Source organism: Clostridium magnum DSM 2767 (genome assembly GCF_001623875.1).
Classification (GTDB): Bacteria; Bacillota; Clostridia; order Clostridiales; family Clostridiaceae; genus Clostridium_AM; species Clostridium_AM magnum.
The window spans coordinates 186673-204670 of record NZ_LWAE01000007.1 but is presented as its reverse complement, the minus strand read 5'-3'; the positions used below and the strand labels follow the sequence as shown (position 1 = coordinate 204670).

Genomic DNA, 17998 nt, shown 5'->3' with positions numbered 1-17998 from the left:
TGCTACTATGTTCATTTTAGCATTTATAGATAAATAATATTAAATATAGATTTATTTCAGGTATTTCTAGAGCTCTCTCTGATAGCACATTTAACAATTTTAACCTAGATCTTGGCGAAGTACCTTAGAAAATCAATAAAATTAAATATGTCTGAGCCTTAGCGAGTTTATTTAATCTTATTGATTTTCTTTGGTACGAGCCTTAGAGCTAGCTTAAAATTGTTAACAGTGCGGAAGAGAGATCTCTAGAAATACCGGGACTAAGTCAAGTTTGGGGTTATTTATCTATACTTCTTAAATACTCTATATCTTTTATAATAATTTTCTTGTTTCCTACAAGCTCTATTAGTCCGCTATCCTGCATACTTGTTAATGTTCTACTTACCGTTTCTCTTGTAAGTCCTGAATAATTTCCTATTTCCTCCCTGCTTAAAGGTAATTCTAGTACAATTCCTTCCTTTGTTTCTTTTCCGAAATTATCTATAAGGGTTAGAATTACTCCTGCAATCCTTGTTTCCACATCTTTTGTACTTAATCTTTGAATTAAATTTTCGAGGCTCACTAATCTATCATGAACTACTTCTAATATTTTCAAAGTTATCTGAGGATTTTTTTCTAGTATTTTATCAAAATCCTCTTTAGTTAAAGTACATACTGCTGTATCTTCTAAGGCCTCTGCATTAAATTCAAGTTTGCTCTTCTTCAAAAGACTTAAATCCCCAGTAAAATCTCCATTTGTTAGTATATATAGTATTTGCTCCTTTCCTTCCTTTGTGTACTTAAATATTTTTACTTTTCCTTTATTAATTATATAGAGCTTATCTGATATATCTCCTTCAAAGAATACTATTTGTCCTTTCTTATAATTTCTATGTACTACCATATCAGCAATTTCTCTTACTTGTTCATCATGTAAAGTTGAAAATATAGATACTTTTTTTGCACAATACTTTCCTGTACATTTTTCACATTCACACATAATGTCTATATTATTTGGCATATTCCCTATATTCACCTCATTAATTTACATTGAATTACTCTATCACGGAATTATAAAGTAAACATATCTATATAACATAAGATCTTATCCATTTACTTACTAGAATTTCTAAATCTTATTAATTAGAATTTAATCTTTTCCTTATTATGTCCTAATCTATAAGTATATTAATCAAAAAATAATTTATGCTACATAATCCACTTTAATTGTAACAAATTTATATTATTGACCATAGTATATAATTGTGTAGCAACAAATATCAAGGAGGATAAATACAACTATGGCCAAAGACAAAAAAATATATATAACTAATTGTCCACCAGTAGACACCTGCATTCCTCAAGAAATGGTAATAAGGAATGTACGATTAGCAGCAGCTTATGTACCTTATCAACAACTATGTACCCTTCTCTCTCCTATGGAAGGTCTTAGACATGGGACTATTTTTCCTGAGCTTTTTAGTCCTTATGAGGGAAAAGATAAAAAATATAAACCAGTTTCTAAATGTTAGAGGGAGGTACTATTATGGATGCTAAAATGAATAAAAAAGAACTTTTAAAAGAAATTACTGCGGTGGATTTTTCACTAATAGACCTCCATTTATATCTTAACACTCATCCAACTGATCGTAATGCTCTTAAAACCTATAACTCACTTGTAACAAAAGCTCGTATGTTAAAACAAAACTATGAAAGGTTCTTTGGGCCTTTATCTTATGGGGATTATAGCCAATATCCATGGCAATGGATAAATGAGCCTTGGCCATGGGAATGTGAGGCTAACTTTGAGCTTTGTGAGGAGGAGAGATAGTATATGTGGGCATATGAAAAAAAATTAGAATATCCAGTAAAAATCAAAAACCCTAACCCTGCGATGGCAAAAATAATTATTACACAATACGGTGGTCCTGATGGAGAATTGGCTGCATCCCTAAGATATTTAAGTCAAAGATTTTCTATGATTACACCTCAGGCTATAGGGACCTTAAATGATATTGGTACAGAAGAATTGGCTCATCTAGAAATTGTAGGTTCAATTGTTCATCAGTTAACAAAAGGTGCAAGCCTAGAAGAATTAAAAAAAGCAGGATTAGATGCCTATTATGTAGATCATGATAGGGGAATCTATCCGGTAAGTGCTTCAGGTGTACCATTTACTGCTGCATATATTCAATCAAAAGGAGATCCTATAGTTGACTTAACTGAAGATTTAGCTGCAGAACAAAAAGCAAGGGCTACTTATGAATATCTTCTCAATTTTGCTGATGACCCTGATGTAATAGAACCATTAAAGTTCCTAAGAGAAAGAGAAGTTGTACATTACCAAAGATTTGGGGAAGCTCTTAGAATCGTTCAAGATTACTTACAAGAGCCCCATTTATTCATAATGCCAAAAACAAATTTTTCAAAATAAAGAACATCACTAATTTGAAGCATTTTGATGCATTCTTTAAAAATCTTATATTTGAATGATGGTTAATTGAAAGTAGGAGCACAATATCTTAAATATGTGCTCCTATTAATATGTCTAGTTACCCTCGTCATATTTATGCTTTCCCTTAGCTTTACCATTGTTCTTAGCTTTACTTTCTTTTTTATTCTCTAACTTATCATCTGATGTATCAGAAATCTCTTTATCATTTGTACTTTCACTAACAGATGAACTTTCGGTATTAGACTTGTTTTCTGTAGGCTGAATAGACGGCTTAATATCCTCCTTATTATCTATACTATTTGTATCAATCTTATTTTCAGATTTACTGATATCATCTACAGCTTTATCTTCATTTTTGCTATTAGTAATTTGATCGTTATTTATAATTTGCTCAGTTTTTCCATGATCAGTGACAAGATAAATTAATCCGAAAATAATTCCTATACAAACTAAAATAGACGCAAGCTTTCTTTTAAAGCTTTTTTTGCTTTTATCTCCATTAACTTTTAACTTCATATGAGGTATCTTAAATTTATTTTGAGCTTTTTTAGACTTTTCATTATTCACTTTGTCGTTATTTGTTTTTACTGTATTATCTTCTATTTTAGTTTTATCAGAACTTGAGTCTATTTTATAAAAATTTATTGTTCCTTTATCTAAATTAGAGTCGCTTGTAATATTATTTTCTTGATTTATAAGCAAAGTTTTTGTATAATATTCTTTATCTGAAAACCTAAGCAGTTCTTCCTTCATCTCATTTACTGAAGAATACCTGCTTTCAATATCGATTTGCACAGCTTTTTGTATTATTTTCTTTAATTTGATATCTACTTTATTACCATAACTTTTATCCTTTAATGGTTCTAATAAAGCTGTAGGAGCTTTACCCATTGTCATAAAATACATTACTGCCCCAATTCCATATATATCTGTTTGTGTACAAGTTTGTCCTCTCCCATATTGTTCAGGTGCAGCATATCCTTTTGATCCCATATATATTGTATCCTTATCTCCACCTTGCTTATATACTCTTGAAATACCAAAGTCTATTAACACAACTTTTCCTTTAGGAGTTATCATAATATTAGAGGGTTTTAAATCTCTATATATAATAGGAGGATTACAACTATGAAGGTATTCTATTATATCACATATACTTAATGTAATTTTGCTTATTTCTTTACTACCTATAAGACCTATTTTCTTTATGTACTCCTCTAGAGTTTCACCTTCAATATAGTCTTCAACCATATATAAGTTATCTTCTCTATAAAAGATGTCCACTACTCTTGGAATACCAGAATGACTTAAGTTTTTTAATATGTTTGGTTCTGCTAAAAAGTCTATCTGTCCCTTTAATTCTTTTTTAACCTCTTTTATAGCCCACAGATTACCTAATCTTGTATTTTTGCATAAGTAAACAGTGCTCATACCACCTTGTCCAAGAGTTTTTACTACTTCATATTTTTCATCTAAGATATATCCTGTATTTAACATAAAACTTCACCTCTTATATGAAATGGAAAATACATTAAATAATAATTTTCCAGTACATAATTAATATACGTGTAAATTTCTAAAATTAGAGGGGTATAACCAAAAATTATACCTCACATATATTTTTACTAATAAAAATATATGTGAGGTTATCTACTAGATTCTTTTAACATAACTTAATTGAAGCAAGATCTTAATTCAGATGGGGTTTCTTTTACCCTATCTGAATTTTAGAGCTGCGAATGCATGGCTTACTTGGCGTAAGTCAGGTGCAATAGGAAATGTAGAGTTTATTCATTTACGATATCTTTAATCATATGAAATAGCTCTTCTGGAGTATCCGCCTTAACAATCTCATCATTTACTAGAGCATATGGTCCAACGGCACAATCTCCGCAATATCCTAAACAGGGTTCTACATCTACTGTAACATTAGTCAATTCACTTTTTATTCTATCAACTAAAACCTCTGTTCCTTGATTAAAATTATTTTGACAAAATTTTATTTCAGTCATCTTTTTCCTCCTCTTCAAAACCATTTCTACTTAGTATGCAAATTTGAAATTACTTGTAACCTGCAATGTCTAATGTTTATTATTTTTTATTGTTTCAATTAACTCATCTATATATACATTATCCAAATTAATCGTGCCCAAAGATATCCGCTCTTCAATAGCCCTTTTAAGTATAGGTGAAATCTTAGTATCACCAATTACTATAGCTCCAGTAATTCTATTATCTCTTATAAATATTTTCTTATAACTATTACTCTCTCCCGTATCTTCAAGTAATATATTTGTTGATTCATTATTTTCAATATCTCCCATTGAAAATAATGAAATATCAAAAGCATTTAATGTTGTTACAGGTGTTATAGGCTTATATGTACTGTCTTTTCCCACCATATTGTGTCCAGCAACTGTACCTTGACCAATAGCTATGTTCCATAAACCATAAGCCTTATTATTATATTCTGCCACATCTCCTGCAGCATATATATCTGTAACTTCAGTTTCCATTTTTTCATTTATTATAATACCTTTGTTAATCTTTATATTTGTTCCCTTTACTATATCAATATTAGGTTTTATACCAATTGAATATATAACCATATCACAGGGAAAAAAACTTCCTGAATCAGCAATAACTCCTTCTACTTTATCCTCTCGAACAGATATTTCACTAATCTGGCTGTTAATCAGGATATCTATGTTTTTATTTTTAATTGCTTTCTCTAATATTTGAGAAGCTCTTTCATCTAACTGTCTAGGCATAAGTCTCGGAGCAAGTTCCGTAATAATAACCTTTTTCCCAGCTTGAGCTAATATCCATGCTAACTCTAGACTCAGGATTCCAGCGCCAATGTTAAGTATGACCTCACTATCATTAGATTGCTGAACTATGTTTCTTGCATCTTCTAATGTTCTCAGTGAAAATACTCCTTCTTTATTAATTCCATTAATATCAGGAATTAAGTTATTTGCTCCATTTGCTAACAATAACTTTGTATAACTTACTTTACTTCCATCTGAAGTTTCTATTTCTTTGCTGCTTGGGTTTACTGAGATAACCTTGGCATGTAAATATAATTTTATATTATTTTGTTCATACCATTCTTTTTTTTGCAATAATATCTTTTCCTCATCTAATGAAGTTAATAAACCTTTCGATAGTCTTATACGGTTATACGGATAGAATTTTTCATCACCAAATAATTTTATTTCACTTTCTTTATCAAACTCACGAATTGCCTTTATTGCACTTATCGCTGTTATACCATTTCCTACAATAATAATCTTTTCACTCAAACTCTTCACTTCCTACAAATCTCTAGCGTAGTAAAACCTACACCGATCACTTTAAATCATTCTATATAATCTTTATTAGGTTCAGCTAATTACTAGATTATTTTTTTCTAATCCTTATAATGTTATTCCTCTTTATATAAAATAAAAATTTGCATGGCATAGAGCTCTCCCTATATCATGCAAATTTACCAAATTATTTTTTACTTATTAAATACCTTATCAACCTCATCGAGTATTTTAAAATTAGTTAAATCATAATGAAGTGGTGTTACCGTAACATACCCTCTTTTTATATAGTAAACATCCGTATCCTCTTCTTCCGATTCCTTTAATGCTCCTTTTAAATAAAATCTTTTATCATTATTTTCGCTAGTGTCTTCCATAAAATAAAAATCATATGTTTTACTGCCAATATTACATACTTTAATACCTTTTATGTTTTCTTTAGGAATTAGAGGGACATTTACATTTATCACAACATCATTTTTAGTATAGCTATCTTTAAGAATTTTTAATATTTCTGATGCATATTTTGCCGGTACACTATATTTTTCAATATCATCATTTATTTCAGTAGATACAGCGATAGAAGGTATTTTATAAATAGATGATTCTATCGCTGCAGAAACTGTCCCTGAATAAATAACATCCGTACCTAAATTGAATCCATTATTTATTCCTGATAATACCATGTCTATCTTTCCATCTACTAGTTTATCTATACCAATTCTTACACAATCAGCTGGTGTTCCGCTAACACTATAAGCCTTAGACTTTATTCCGTCAATTTTTAATTCTTTGACAAAAAGAGGGTCTGTAATAGTTATTGAATGTCCACAAGCACTTCTTTGATTATCTGGTGCAACAATAACTACCTCATGTTCCTTTTCAAGCTCTTTTGCTAAAGCATATATCCCTTTAGCATTAATTCCATCGTCATTAGTCAATAGTAACTTCATATACTACCTCCATTATTTTTATATAAGTATAATTTTATTTTATGATTTTATTAATGATTTTACTATATAAATAATGAATTTAATTTACTATATACCGAAATATTTACTAAATTTCATACTTAAATAACTTTTGTAAAAAAACTCATAACATATTAGATTTATTAATACAGAAAATAATTATGTATTCAAAGGAGGTTTTTTATGAGAACTAAAAAAGATATTTTAGTTCCAAAATCTCAAAGTGATCTTGATAAACTTAAATTAGAAGTCTCAAATGAAATTGGTGTAAAAGTCCCACATGGTTCCCCAACTGGTAAATGGGGACATATCCCAGCCGAAAAGTGCGGAGATGTAGGTGGAAATATGGTGAAAAAGATGGTTGAAAGTTTTGAAAGAGGCCTTGTAAAATAATTACACCTAGAAGGGAGAATAATTTCATATGGATAATAAATATAAAAAACAGAATTATGCTGCAGCCAAGGAAACAGCTAAAACTAAGACAGAACTTGCAAATGAATTAGGAATTCCAGTACCTAAGGATGGTTATTGGGGTAATATGACAGCTAAAACTTGTGGCACTGTAGGAGGCGCAGTTGGAGGGCAAAAGGTAAAGGCTGCGATAGAAAGTTTTGAAAGAAGTCTTCTTGGAGATCCTGAAAAATAACCTTGTTCCTATGAATACCTATTATAAATAACAAAAGACTGCTTTTCACAAAAGCAGTCTTTTTTATGTAAATTACTTTAAATAATCAAAAAATAAAAAATGGCTCCGTGGAGAGGATTCGAACCTCCAACCCTTCGGTTAACAGCCGAATGCTCCACCATTGAGCTACCACGGAACATTTACCTGGCAACGACTTACTCTTCCACACAGTCTCCCGTGCAGTACCATCAGCACTGTAAAGCTTAACCTTCGTGTTCGGAATGGGAACGGGTGTTACCTTTACGTCATAATCACCAGATTTATTTAGTTGAGAGTTAAGAATTAATAGTTATGGTTATTTTTTCTCCTATCGTCGAAAAAACGATAATTATACTAACTAATAACTTTATACACAATAAATTATTAACTCTTATGAGAATATTATTCTCTGAAAATTGCACAGTGATAAGTATAGCTTTTTTATGTGGAGCTTAATTAATTTAAATTTTAGATTTTCACGCTAGTGAAAATCATCATTAACTCTTAATTCTCAACTCTACACTCTTAACTATTTTTTGGTCAAGCCCTCGACCTATTAGTATTAGTCAGCTGAACATGTTACCATGCTTACACCTCTAACCTATCAACCTTGTGTTCTTCAAGGGGTCTTACTAGCTTATGCTATGGGAAATCTTATCTTGAGGTGGGCTTCACGCTTAGATGCTTTCAGCGTTTATCCCGTCCTGACATAGCTACCCAGCTGTGCTCCTGGCGGAACAACTGGTGCACCAGAGGTCAGTCCATCCCGGTCCTCTCGTACTAAGGACAGCTCCTCTCAAATTTCCTACGCCCGCGACGGATAGGGACCGAACTGTCTCACGACGTTCTGAACCCAGCTCGCGTGCCGCTTTAATGGGCGAACAGCCCAACCCTTGGGACCTACTTCAGCCCCAGGATGCGACGAGCCGACATCGAGGTGCCAAACCTCCCCGTCGATGTGGACTCTTGGGGGAGATCAGCCTGTTATCCCCGAGGTAGCTTTTATCCGTTGAGCGATGGCCCTCCCACGAGGAACCACCGGATCACTAAGCCCGACTTTCGTCCCTGCTCCACTTGTTTGTGTCGCAGTCAGGCTCCCTTCTGCCTTTGCACTCTTCGAACGATTTCCAACCGTTCTGAGGGAACCTTTGGGCGCCTCCGTTACTTTTTTGGAGGCGACCGCCCCAGTCAAACTGCCCACCTAACAATGTCCCGTGACCAGTTTCATGGCCGCCGGTTAGAATCCCAGTACTGTCAGGGTGGTATCCCAAGGTTGACTCCACAAAGGCTGACGCCCTTGTTTCTCAGTCTCCCACCTATCCTGTACAGACAATACCGAAATTCAATGCTAAGCTACAGTAAAGCTCTACGGGGTCTTTCCGTCCAATCGCGGGTAGCGAGCATCTTCACTCGCAATACAATTTCGCCGGATTTGTTGTCGAGACAGTGCCCAAATCATTACGCCATTCGTGCGGGTCGGAACTTACCCGACAAGGAATTTCGCTACCTTAGGACCGTTATAGTTACGGCCGCCGTTTACTGGGGCTTAAGTTCATACCTTCGCTTGCGCTAAGTATTCCCCTTAACCTTCCAGCACCGGGCAGGCGTCAGCCCCTATACTTCAGCTTTCGCTTTAGCAGAGACCTGTGTTTTTGCTAAACAGTTGCTTGGGCCTATTCTCTGCGACCTACTTGCGTAGGCACCCCTTCTCCCGAAGTTACGGGGTCAATTTGCCGAGTTCCTTGACAACAATTCTTCCGCTGGTCTTAGGATTCTCTCCTCACCTACCTGTGTCGGTTTGCGGTACGGGCGCCAACATCCTCCATAGAGACTTTTCTTGGCAGCGTGGAATCAGATACTTCGCCCATAAGGGCTCCCCATCACACCTCAACATTGACTAAACGGATTTGCCTGTCTAGTCTGCCTAGATGCTTAGACGCACATCCAATAGTGCGCACATCTTATCCTCCTGCGTCATCCCATTTGTAATAACGTCAGTTGGCGGTATCGGAATATCAACCGATTGTCCATCACCTACGCCTTTCGGCCTCGGCTTAGGTCCCGACTAACCCTGAGCGGACGAGCCTTCCTCAGGAAACCTTAGGTTTTCGACCAATAAGATTCTCACTTATTTCTCGCTACTTATGCCAGCATACTCACTCCTGTACAGTCCACCGCTCCTTTCGGTACGACTTCAATCCATACAGGAAGCTCCTCTACCACTGATACTTACGTATCAATCCATAGCTTCGGTGGTAAGTTTTAGCCCCGGACATCTTCGGCGCAGGATCTCTCGACTAGTGAGCTATTACGCACTCTTTAAATGAGTGGCTGCTTCTAAGCCAACATCCTAGTTGTCTTAGAAATCCCACATCCTTTTCCACTTAACTTACACTTTGGGACCTTAGCTGATGGTCTGGGCTGTTTCCCTTTTGACCACGGATCTTATCATTCGTAGTCTGACTGCTTTGATTCAAGTATATGGCATTCGGAGTTTGATAGGGTTCAGTAACTGTTGTCAGCCCCTAGCCCATTCAGTGCTCTACCTCCATTACTCATTCAAAACGCTAGCCCTAAAGCTATTTCGAGGAGAACCAGCTATCTCCGAGTTCGATTGGAATTTCTCCGCTATCCACAGCTCATCCCATGGTTTTTCAACACCAACGTGGTTCGGTCCTCCACGGAATTTTACTTCCGCTTCAACCTGTCCATGGATAGGTCACCCGGTTTCGGGTCTACGACATGCAACTTCTCGCCCTATTCAGACTCGGTTTCCCTTCGGCTCCATACCTTAAGTATTTAACCTTGCTACACATCGTAACTCGCTGGCTCGTTCTACAAAAAGCACGCCGTCGCACATAAAAGTGCTTCGACTGATTGTGGACACACGGTTTCAGGTTCTATTTCACTCCCCTTCCGGGGTTCTTTTCACCTTTCCCTCACGGTACTGCTTCACTATCGGTCACCAGTTAGTATTTAGCCTTGGGAGGTGGTCCTCCCTGCTTCCCACAAGGTTTCACGTGTCTCGTGGTACTCTGGATTAGACCTGACTGCTTTTTTTTTTCACTTACAGGGCTTTTACCTTCTACGGCGGAGCCTTCCAGCTCTCTTCAGTTAAAAAATTGCAGTATTTATGGTCTATCCGCAACCCCAGGAACAAGTTCCTGGTTTGGGCTCTTTCCCTTTCGCTCGCCGCTACTCAGAAAATCGATTTTTCTTTCTCTTCCTCCGGGTACTTAGATGTTTCAGTTCCCCGGGTATACCTCTATAAACCTATGAATTCAGTTTATAGTACATTACGTTAGTAATGTGGGTTGCCCCATTCGGAAATCTCTGGATCACTGGCTATTTGCGCCTACCCAAAGCTTATCGCAGCTTATCGCGTCCTTCTTCGGCTTCTGGTGCCAAGGCATTCACCATGCGCCCTTTGTAGCTTGACCAATTTATTGCTCATATTTCTATGAGTTTGATTAAAGTTACAAAAGTTTATTACTTATTATTATATAAGTAGTTTTACCTTTAGCTTTACTTTTTTATGTTAAACAATTGCGTTGTTTAACTAATTCACTGTGCAATTTTCAAAGAACAATTTGAAGGTTTTAATCCTTCAAAATTAAACAGAGGCTAAACCAGTCTTTCAGACAGCATTACCTGTCTGTATTATCCTTAGAAAGGAGGTGATCCAGCCGCAGGTTCTCCTACGGCTACCTTGTTACGACTTCACCCCAATCACTAACCCCACCTTCGGCCGCTGGCCCCTTTACAGGTTACCTCACGGACTTCGGGTGTTGCCAGCTCTCATGGTGTGACGGGCGGTGTGTACAAGGCCCGGGAACGTATTCACCGCGACATTCTGATTCGCGATTACTAGCAACTCCGGCTTCATGTAGGCGAGTTGCAGCCTACAATCCGAACTGGGATAGGTTTTTGAGTTTTGCTCCACCTCGCGGTCTTGCATCTCTCTGTACCTACCATTGTAGCACGTGTGTAGCCCTGGACATAAGGGGCATGATGATTTGACGTCATCCCCACCTTCCTCCCGGTTAACCCGGGCAGTCTCACTAGAGTGCTCAACTTAATGGTAGCAACTAATGATAGGGGTTGCGCTCGTTGCAGGACTTAACCTAACATCTCACGACACGAGCTGACGACAACCATGCACCACCTGTCTCCCTGCCCCGAAGGGCTTCATGCATCTCTGCACTATTCAGGGGATGTCAAGTCCAGGTAAGGTTCTTCGCGTTGCTTCGAATTAAACCACATGCTCCGCTGCTTGTGCGGGCCCCCGTCAATTCCTTTGAGTTTTAATCTTGCGATCGTACTTCCCAGGCGGAGTACTTATTGTGTTAACTGCGGCACAGAAGGGGTCGATACCTCCTACACCTAGTACTCATCGTTTACGGCGTGGACTACCAGGGTATCTAATCCTGTTTGCTACCCACGCTTTCATGCCTCAGCGTCAGTTACGGTCCAGAGAATCGCCTTCGCCACTGGTGTTCTTCCTAATCTCTACGCATTTCACCGCTACACTAGGAATTCCATTCTCCTCTCCCGCACTCTAGATATCCAGTTTGAAATGCAGCACCCAAGTTAAGCTCGGGTATTTCACATCTCACTTAAATATCCGCCTACGCATCCTTTACGCCCAGTAAATCCGGACAACGCTCGCCACCTACGTATTACCGCGGCTGCTGGCACGTAGTTAGCCGTGGCTTCCTCCTTTGGTACCGTCATTATCGTCCCAAAAGACAGAGCTTTACAACCCGAAGGCCTTCATCACTCACGCGGCGTTGCTACATCAGGCTTTCGCCCATTGTGCAATATTCCCCACTGCTGCCTCCCGTAGGAGTCTGGACCGTGTCTCAGTTCCAATGTGGCCGATCACCCTCTCAGGTCGGCTACGCATCGTCGCCTTGGTGAGCCTTTACCTCACCAACTAGCTAATGCGCCGCGGGTCCATCTCAAAGCGGATTACTCCTTTAATTAGTTCTTCATGCGAAAAACTAATGTTATGCGGTATTAATCTCCCTTTCGGGAGGCTATCCCCCTCTTTGAGGCAGGTTACCCACGTGTTACTCACCCGTCCGCCGCTAATCCACCCCGAAGGGCTTCATCGCTCGACTTGCATGTGTTAGGCACGCCGCCAGCGTTCGTCCTGAGCCAGGATCAAACTCTCAATTTAAAAGTTTGAATGCTCATTACTGTTTTACTCACTACTAATATATAGTAGTTAAAGAATTGCTGGTTTAGTTTATTTAATAAAAGTCATTTGACTTTTAACCTCTGTTTAATTTTCAAGGATCATGTCGCTCACTCAGCGACTTTTATATCTTATCATGTGTATTTAACTTTGTCAAGAACTTTTTTTATCAATTTACTTTGATATGTTCCTGACAGCTTAGTAATAATATCACATACATTAACTTGTTGTCAACACTTTTGTTTCAACAACTTTTCTTGCCGCCTTTTCTGGCGACATGTGTTATCATATCATCATTAATGTCACTACACACATATAATTCTCTTATTTATAGAAAATTATACTCATTATTCTAAGTTTTTTTCATTATTACTCTAATTTCATAATAGCGACACTCCCGATTCAGTTTATGCCATAATTCTTATAAAGTGAAACTTGAATCAGATAGGAATATTACAACAAATAGTCATGGGATAAATGAAACTTAATTAGTAACATACTTTCTATAACTGTATAAACTAAGTATATAGAGCTAATTGGGGTGAAAACTATGCAAGAAAAGAATAAAACAGACTCTAACAAAAAAGAAATTAATAATAACAGCTCAAATATAACTACTAGCAATATTATTAATAATACCACCACAAATATTCAAAACATAAATAGCATTACAAATCCATCAAATACTACAGAGCCTACACAAGAGTCCTCAAATCAAAATTCCTCCAACCCCAATAATGCTTTCGACATTGATACTAAAAACAGAGTAAATAACACTAGTACTAATCTACAGAATATAAATACCATTATTCTATCAGGTATTGAAGCTTCGCAATCTATACAAAGTCAACTGTCAGGAAAAAACTCAACATCTAATAGTTCTAAATCTACTAGCACCGAAACTAACACTACCGACAGCAGCGACACTTCCTCTTGCTCTATTACCGATAATATTGATAAAGCTTCCTCTACACTTGAGAAAATTAACAATATTAAGTTACAATTAGCAAAGTTAGATTTAGATCCTAGACAAGTTGCATATTATGAAAATGATATTATTCCATTATTAAATACATTACAGAATCTTAGTTCAACTTCAGTTAATTTAGCTACTTCAGCTTACTATTTATCAACCTCTATCATTGTTTCTGCTAAAAATTCAAAAATTAAAGATACCATACATTTGGTATATGATATAAACGAGGATTGTGAGGATGTATATAAGGCATTAAAGAAAAAATTAGACATTCTCCTAGACTTAAGTTAATGAAGTGAAAACTTGAATCAGATGGAATTTCAAACTCCACCTGATTCTTAGTTGAACGAATCCAGGGACGTAGCCACTCGCAACGTACACTTTGAATAAGATGGAAGTATTAGAGCGGGTAGTCATCGGATAAAAATATTTTTTAAAATTTAATCACACAAAATGCTGTTTTTCATATACTAAATATATAGATACATTGAAGCAAGATCTTAATTGGAATGGGAATTCTTTTACCCCATTTGAATTTTAGAGCTTCGAATGCATGGCTTACTTGGCATTGAACTCCCACTTAAGCAGAGAATCAAAATCTATGATTTGGTGATGGTCGCTTACTCTGTGAGTACTCCTCTGACGTTAGGAGGAGGAGTTTCATATAAAGTTGGGAGACTTACGCCAAGTTAGTCAGGTTAAATTAATTTGAATTGTTCAATATTTTGATATATATTACCCCCAAATAGCTTTTCTTAATTTTCCCTATCACCTCCAAGCCTTAAGTACTAGATAGTACTTAAACCCTATTCTAATGATTTAGCCTGTATTTTCGAAAGAAAATACAGGCTAAGTTTTTTTATTTTTTAACTTTTTGTTCGATTTCCTTCCATATTTCTTCTTCTGTTTTATCTTTCATAATTCTATATTTATTACCCTTCATGGAAGTATCAAATTGACATATTGATGAATAAATACAATACTTACAGGAATCCTTAATCTTATTTTTGCAAGGACTTATACTTATATTCCCTTCTAGTATTTCTTCACATAAGTTAGCTATAGTATCCCTAACATATTTTCTTAATAACTGAAATTGTTCCAAGGTGGCAACAGATGATTGAGATTTTGAAAGTGTTCCATCTTTCTTTATAGAAGCTGGAATAATATCCGAACTCTTTTCTATTTCATTGTCCATTTCTCTTATAATATCTGGATCATCTAATAAAAGACCATTCATTTTCAAACTCTTCATTATTCGTTCTTCTATTTCACTATCAGACATATCTCCTTTTCCTTTTACTATAGGATCATCTAATTTGAAATAAAGAATTCCACCTGGAAGAGCTGACTTGTTCATTCGCTCCTCAAGTTCCGAAAGTATAGCATCTAGATATATTAAAAGCTGCATCTGAAATCCATAATATACATCTGATAGCTTGAATTCCTTAGTTCCAGATTTATAATCTATTATTCTTAAGTAGGTAGTAGTTTCTTCACTCATACTATCAACTCTATCAACTCTACCAATTAGACTAACTGTTTCTCCTGAATGGAGCTTTATAGAAATCGGTGGAAAATCACCTGAGTTACCAAAGGACAATTCATATCCTTGTGGTGTAAACCCACCTCTTTTCATGTGTTCAGCAATAAGCCAAACTGATCTTGTCAGCACACGTTTTAAACTATTTGCAACATAACCATATCTTTTAGAACTATTTAACACTGATCCTGGCATTTTTCTTAGTCCCTCATCAATAATCCTTGAAACATTATCTTCACACCAAGTTTTATCTATATCTCTCCAAGTTAAATTTTCCTCTCTAAGTTTTACTGAAAAACTTTGCAGCATATTATGCATGAAACTACCTAAATCCGGAGATGTCAAATTATATACCTTTCTTTCTTTTGCTTTAAGTCCATACTGTGCAAAATATGCAAAAGGACATTCTGAAAATTTTTCTAATCTAGAAACGCTTATATTCATATGCTTTCCGTAAAGCTTTCTCACTCTTTTAGTATCTGCGACTTCAACTTCATTTGTATAGTTAAATCCACTCATCACTGTTTGAAGTTTTTCATTCCATTGATTATGTTCTTTATACCATCTATATACATCAAGCCACAACGGAGTTATATATTCTCCCTGAGAATTCTTTCTTATATTTGATATGAGTTTATTAAAAGTAGAATTAGGGCCTGTTACTGTCTTCAACTTTTCATCATCACTATCATTTCCAACTAGATTACTCTCTTCTTTTAACTCCGGGAAAATCTTTCTAAGTCTTGATATTATAATGGATGGTCGTTTTGTTTTACCATCTTCATCTCCCATAGGGTAGCTTAATCTTAAATACTTACTAACTAGTGTCAAAGTAGTATATACTAAAAACTGTTCCTCAAAGGCTCTGCTTTTAGTATCCTTTGCAATTTCCATTCCTCTTTCCTTAAGAATTTCTCTATCATTATCCGTAAGTACTCCTTCTGATGGAATAACTGCTGGAAAAACTCCATCATTTACTCCAATTATGTATAGTGCACATATGTCATGACTTTTTATTCTAGTAATGCTTCCTACAAGCACCTGATCGAGGGAAGGCGGAATTACCCCAACCTCATATTCTTTAAAGCCAGTAGAAAGTATATTAGCAAATGCATCCATACTTAAGGTTTGTTCTCCTATAACTTCTGCTATCTGATCTAACACTTCTACTACAATATCCCATATTTGACTATATTCGTTTCCCTTATCAAGTTCGCCTATTTCCTTAAATTCCTCTATCCACAACTGTACTTTCTTAGGGATATTTAGCTGACATAAAAATCCATACAGTCCTTCACACATCTGTATACCCTTTTTTCTGCCCTTTATATTAGCCGCTAAGTTTATAATAGGTCTAACTACTCTTTCTCTAATATCATTTATCTTCTTTAAAAGCTCCTTTTCATAATCTGATATTTCATCATCTTCAAATCCATAAGTTAACCTAAAATCCCATGGTTCTTCAGCAGTCCACCTGTTTCCTCTAATTCCATTTGATAATACATAGTTTTCTAAAATATCTATTTCTTCATTCTCTAAATCTAATAATCCTGTTTTTAAATATCTAAAAACAGATTCATAGGACCAATTCCTAGCTAATATTTCTACTGCAGAAATTATTAAAATTATTATTGGATTGTTATCTATTTCTCTTTTTTTATCTATAAAATAAGGTATATTATATTCTGTAAAAATTGCTTTAACTAAATTTTCATATCCTTCTAAATCACCACTAACTACTGCAATATCTTTAAATCTAAATTCCTTGTCTCTGCATATCCTAATTATATCTCTAGCAGTTTCCTCTATCTCCACATATTTATTTAAAGCTTTAAAAATATGTATATCAGAGCTATCCTTTTTATAAGCTTTGTAGGGATAATAAAATAAGTATTTTTCTAAATGTTGAAGCTCCTCACTGTTTTTAAATCTATAACATGGGTTACAATTCAACTCTATAGGCTTTTCGTACTTTATGTTATGATTCCCTATAATTTCTAAAAGTTTTTTTTCTGTAAGTTTTGTAGGCCAAAATATATCTGTATTATCTATGCTACTTTCCCCACTTAGAATATCTGTACACAAGGTTACATTTACTCTTTTGGATTTATGTAAAATCTTTTCTAAAACAGCATATTGTTGAGGAGTAAAGCTTGAAAACTCATCTATCCAAACCTCTGCATTATCAAACATCTTGCTTTTATCAAGCTTTTCTATTAAAATAGTCATCTCATCTTCCGAATCAATATACTTTTCATGAAGCCTTTTTTCAAACTGTTCAAAAATTAAAGTTATATCTTCAATTTTATTTTTTAAATACTGATTTTCAATTCTATCTAAAGTTCCCTTTAGTACCTCTACAGTAACACTATACCTTTTAAATTCAGTTATAATATCGGATACTGTGGTGACAAACCCCTGTCTTTTAGCAGCTTTCCCAAAGACCTTTAGCTTATCCTTACTCTCCTCCATTATTTTATAGATGAGCATACTTCTGCCTGCATCATTCATATTCTGACGAGTGAGCCCTCCTACTTCATTAAGAACAGTATAAGCCATTCTTTTAAAACTCAACACCTGAGCTCTAAGCATTCCACTTTCTCCAACAGTCTTTATAAGATTCTTCTCCGCCTGAAAAGAAAACTGCTCTGGTACTATAAGTATTAAGGGAGACGTGCATTCATCTTCTATTCTATTTTTTATACTATTTAAACAATAGTGACTTTTGCCACTGCCAGATCTTCCATATATAAATCTCAAACCCATTATGATTTGCTCCTTTTTATTTAGTTTCTCATCTTGTGAACTACTCCCCACTTACTTCGTTGAAGTGGGGGCTTCGTGGTCAATGCTCCCAACGGAGCAAGTTTATACACGCTAATAAGGTCGTTCCAACCTC

At 35.6% G+C, this 17998-nt stretch carries 12 protein-coding genes, 1 tRNA gene and 3 rRNA genes; 6 read left to right on the top strand and 10 right to left on the bottom strand.

All coding sequences use genetic code 11. The features are described 5' to 3' along the window. Nucleotides 1-277 precede the first annotated feature (277 nt). Entirely contained in the window at nucleotides 278-1000 is a 723-nt protein-coding gene (locus CLMAG_RS23220; protein WP_066628205.1) for a Crp/Fnr family transcriptional regulator, read from the bottom strand. A gap of 280 nt (nucleotides 1001-1280) precedes the next feature. Between CLMAG_RS23220 and CLMAG_RS23215 the strand changes: the two genes are divergently transcribed. From CLMAG_RS23215 to CLMAG_RS23205, 3 genes are read left to right on the top strand one after another with little or no spacing between them, the layout of a single operon-like run. Then, on the top strand, nucleotides 1281-1511 hold the full coding sequence (locus CLMAG_RS23215) for a spore coat associated protein CotJA (protein ID WP_066628202.1): 231 nt from the start codon (nucleotides 1281-1283) through the stop codon (nucleotides 1509-1511). A 14-nt stretch (nucleotides 1512-1525) separates the two neighbouring features. Beyond that, complete coding sequence (locus tag CLMAG_RS23210) at nucleotides 1526-1810, top strand: spore coat protein CotJB (RefSeq protein ID WP_066628199.1); 285 nt, start codon at nucleotides 1526-1528, stop codon at nucleotides 1808-1810. A 3-nt stretch (nucleotides 1811-1813) separates the two neighbouring features. Next, nucleotides 1814-2413, top strand: a complete 600-nt coding sequence (locus CLMAG_RS23205; RefSeq protein ID WP_066628197.1) for a manganese catalase family protein — start codon at nucleotides 1814-1816, stop codon at nucleotides 2411-2413. 114 nt (nucleotides 2414-2527) lie between these two features. Here CLMAG_RS23205 and CLMAG_RS23200 read toward each other — a convergent pair whose 3' ends face one another. From CLMAG_RS23200 to surE, 4 genes are all read right to left on the bottom strand, one after another. Beyond that, complete coding sequence (locus CLMAG_RS23200; protein WP_066628196.1) at nucleotides 2528-3931, bottom strand: serine/threonine-protein kinase; 1404 nt, start codon at nucleotides 3929-3931, stop codon at nucleotides 2528-2530. Nucleotides 3932-4221: 290 nt separating this feature from the next. After that, nucleotides 4222-4446: a YuzB family protein gene (locus CLMAG_RS23195; RefSeq protein WP_066628195.1), complete on the bottom strand. Its 225-nt coding sequence runs from the start codon at nucleotides 4444-4446 to the stop codon at nucleotides 4222-4224. A 69-nt stretch (nucleotides 4447-4515) separates the two neighbouring features. Continuing rightward, the gene (locus CLMAG_RS23190) at nucleotides 4516-5739 is read right to left on the bottom strand and encodes an NAD(P)/FAD-dependent oxidoreductase (protein WP_066628191.1); all 1224 of its coding nucleotides are present in this window, start codon (nucleotides 5737-5739) and stop codon (nucleotides 4516-4518) included. Nucleotides 5740-5939: 200 nt separating this feature from the next. Next, nucleotides 5940-6698, bottom strand: coding sequence for a 5'/3'-nucleotidase SurE (surE, locus tag CLMAG_RS23185; RefSeq protein WP_066628189.1), 759 nt, complete (start codon nucleotides 6696-6698; stop codon nucleotides 5940-5942). A 201-nt stretch (nucleotides 6699-6899) separates the two neighbouring features. On the opposite strand from surE, the gene CLMAG_RS23180 reads away from it, so the two are divergent. Further along, nucleotides 6900-7109 (top strand): alpha/beta-type small acid-soluble spore protein, encoded by a 210-nt coding sequence (locus CLMAG_RS23180; protein WP_066628185.1) that lies wholly within the window; start codon nucleotides 6900-6902, stop codon nucleotides 7107-7109. 28 nt (nucleotides 7110-7137) lie between these two features. After that, nucleotides 7138-7362: an alpha/beta-type small acid-soluble spore protein gene (locus CLMAG_RS23175; RefSeq protein WP_066628183.1), complete on the top strand. Its 225-nt coding sequence runs from the start codon at nucleotides 7138-7140 to the stop codon at nucleotides 7360-7362. A gap of 100 nt (nucleotides 7363-7462) precedes the next feature. On the opposite strand, the gene CLMAG_RS23170 is transcribed toward CLMAG_RS23175, so the two are convergent. The 4 genes from CLMAG_RS23170 to CLMAG_RS23155 all read right to left on the bottom strand — a co-directional run bounded on the left by CLMAG_RS23170 (nucleotide 7463) and on the right by CLMAG_RS23155 (nucleotide 12562). Further along, nucleotides 7463-7537: transfer RNA gene (locus CLMAG_RS23170), tRNA-Asn, on the bottom strand. A 6-nt stretch (nucleotides 7538-7543) separates the two neighbouring features. Further along, a 5S ribosomal RNA gene (gene rrf / locus CLMAG_RS23165) occupies nucleotides 7544-7660 on the bottom strand. A 256-nt stretch (nucleotides 7661-7916) separates the two neighbouring features. After that, nucleotides 7917-10820, bottom strand: a 23S ribosomal RNA gene (locus CLMAG_RS23160). A 230-nt stretch (nucleotides 10821-11050) separates the two neighbouring features. Then, nucleotides 11051-12562, bottom strand: a 16S ribosomal RNA gene (locus CLMAG_RS23155). Together the 16S, 23S and 5S rRNA genes with 1 tRNA gene alongside form the textbook arrangement of a ribosomal RNA operon. Nucleotides 12563-13130: 568 nt before the next feature. On the opposite strand from CLMAG_RS23155, the gene CLMAG_RS31115 reads away from it, so the two are divergent. Then, entirely contained in the window at nucleotides 13131-13847 is a 717-nt protein-coding gene (locus CLMAG_RS31115) for a hypothetical protein (RefSeq protein WP_082832056.1), read from the top strand. Between the two features lie 568 nt (nucleotides 13848-14415). Here the strand turns inward: CLMAG_RS31115 and addB are convergent. After that, entirely contained in the window at nucleotides 14416-17865 is a 3450-nt protein-coding gene (gene addB / locus CLMAG_RS23145) for a helicase-exonuclease AddAB subunit AddB (protein ID WP_066628180.1), read from the bottom strand. Nucleotides 17866-17998: the final 133 nt, after the last annotated feature.

Excerpts from the sequence above, each read along its gene's own strand:
- surE (WP_066628189.1), bottom strand. The coding sequence starts at position 6,698 with ATGAAGTTACTATTGACTAATGACGATGGAATTAATGCTAAAGGGATA.
- CLMAG_RS23175 (WP_066628183.1), top strand. The coding sequence starts at position 7,138 with ATGGATAATAAATATAAAAAACAGAATTATGCTGCAGCCAAGGAAACA.
- CLMAG_RS23210 (WP_066628199.1), top strand. The coding sequence starts at position 1,526 with ATGGATGCTAAAATGAATAAAAAAGAACTTTTAAAAGAAATTACTGCG.
- addB (WP_066628180.1), bottom strand. The coding sequence starts at position 17,865 with ATGGGTTTGAGATTTATATATGGAAGATCTGGCAGTGGCAAAAGTCAC.
- CLMAG_RS23180 (WP_066628185.1), top strand. The coding sequence starts at position 6,900 with ATGAGAACTAAAAAAGATATTTTAGTTCCAAAATCTCAAAGTGATCTT.
- CLMAG_RS31115 (WP_082832056.1), top strand. The coding sequence starts at position 13,131 with ATGCAAGAAAAGAATAAAACAGACTCTAACAAAAAAGAAATTAATAAT.
- CLMAG_RS23200 (WP_066628196.1), bottom strand. The coding sequence starts at position 3,931 with ATGTTAAATACAGGATATATCTTAGATGAAAAATATGAAGTAGTAAAA.
- CLMAG_RS23215 (WP_066628202.1), top strand. The coding sequence starts at position 1,281 with ATGGCCAAAGACAAAAAAATATATATAACTAATTGTCCACCAGTAGAC.
- CLMAG_RS23195 (WP_066628195.1), bottom strand. The coding sequence starts at position 4,446 with ATGACTGAAATAAAATTTTGTCAAAATAATTTTAATCAAGGAACAGAG.
- CLMAG_RS23205 (WP_066628197.1), top strand. The coding sequence starts at position 1,814 with ATGTGGGCATATGAAAAAAAATTAGAATATCCAGTAAAAATCAAAAAC.
- CLMAG_RS23220 (WP_066628205.1), bottom strand. The coding sequence starts at position 1,000 with ATGCCAAATAATATAGACATTATGTGTGAATGTGAAAAATGTACAGGA.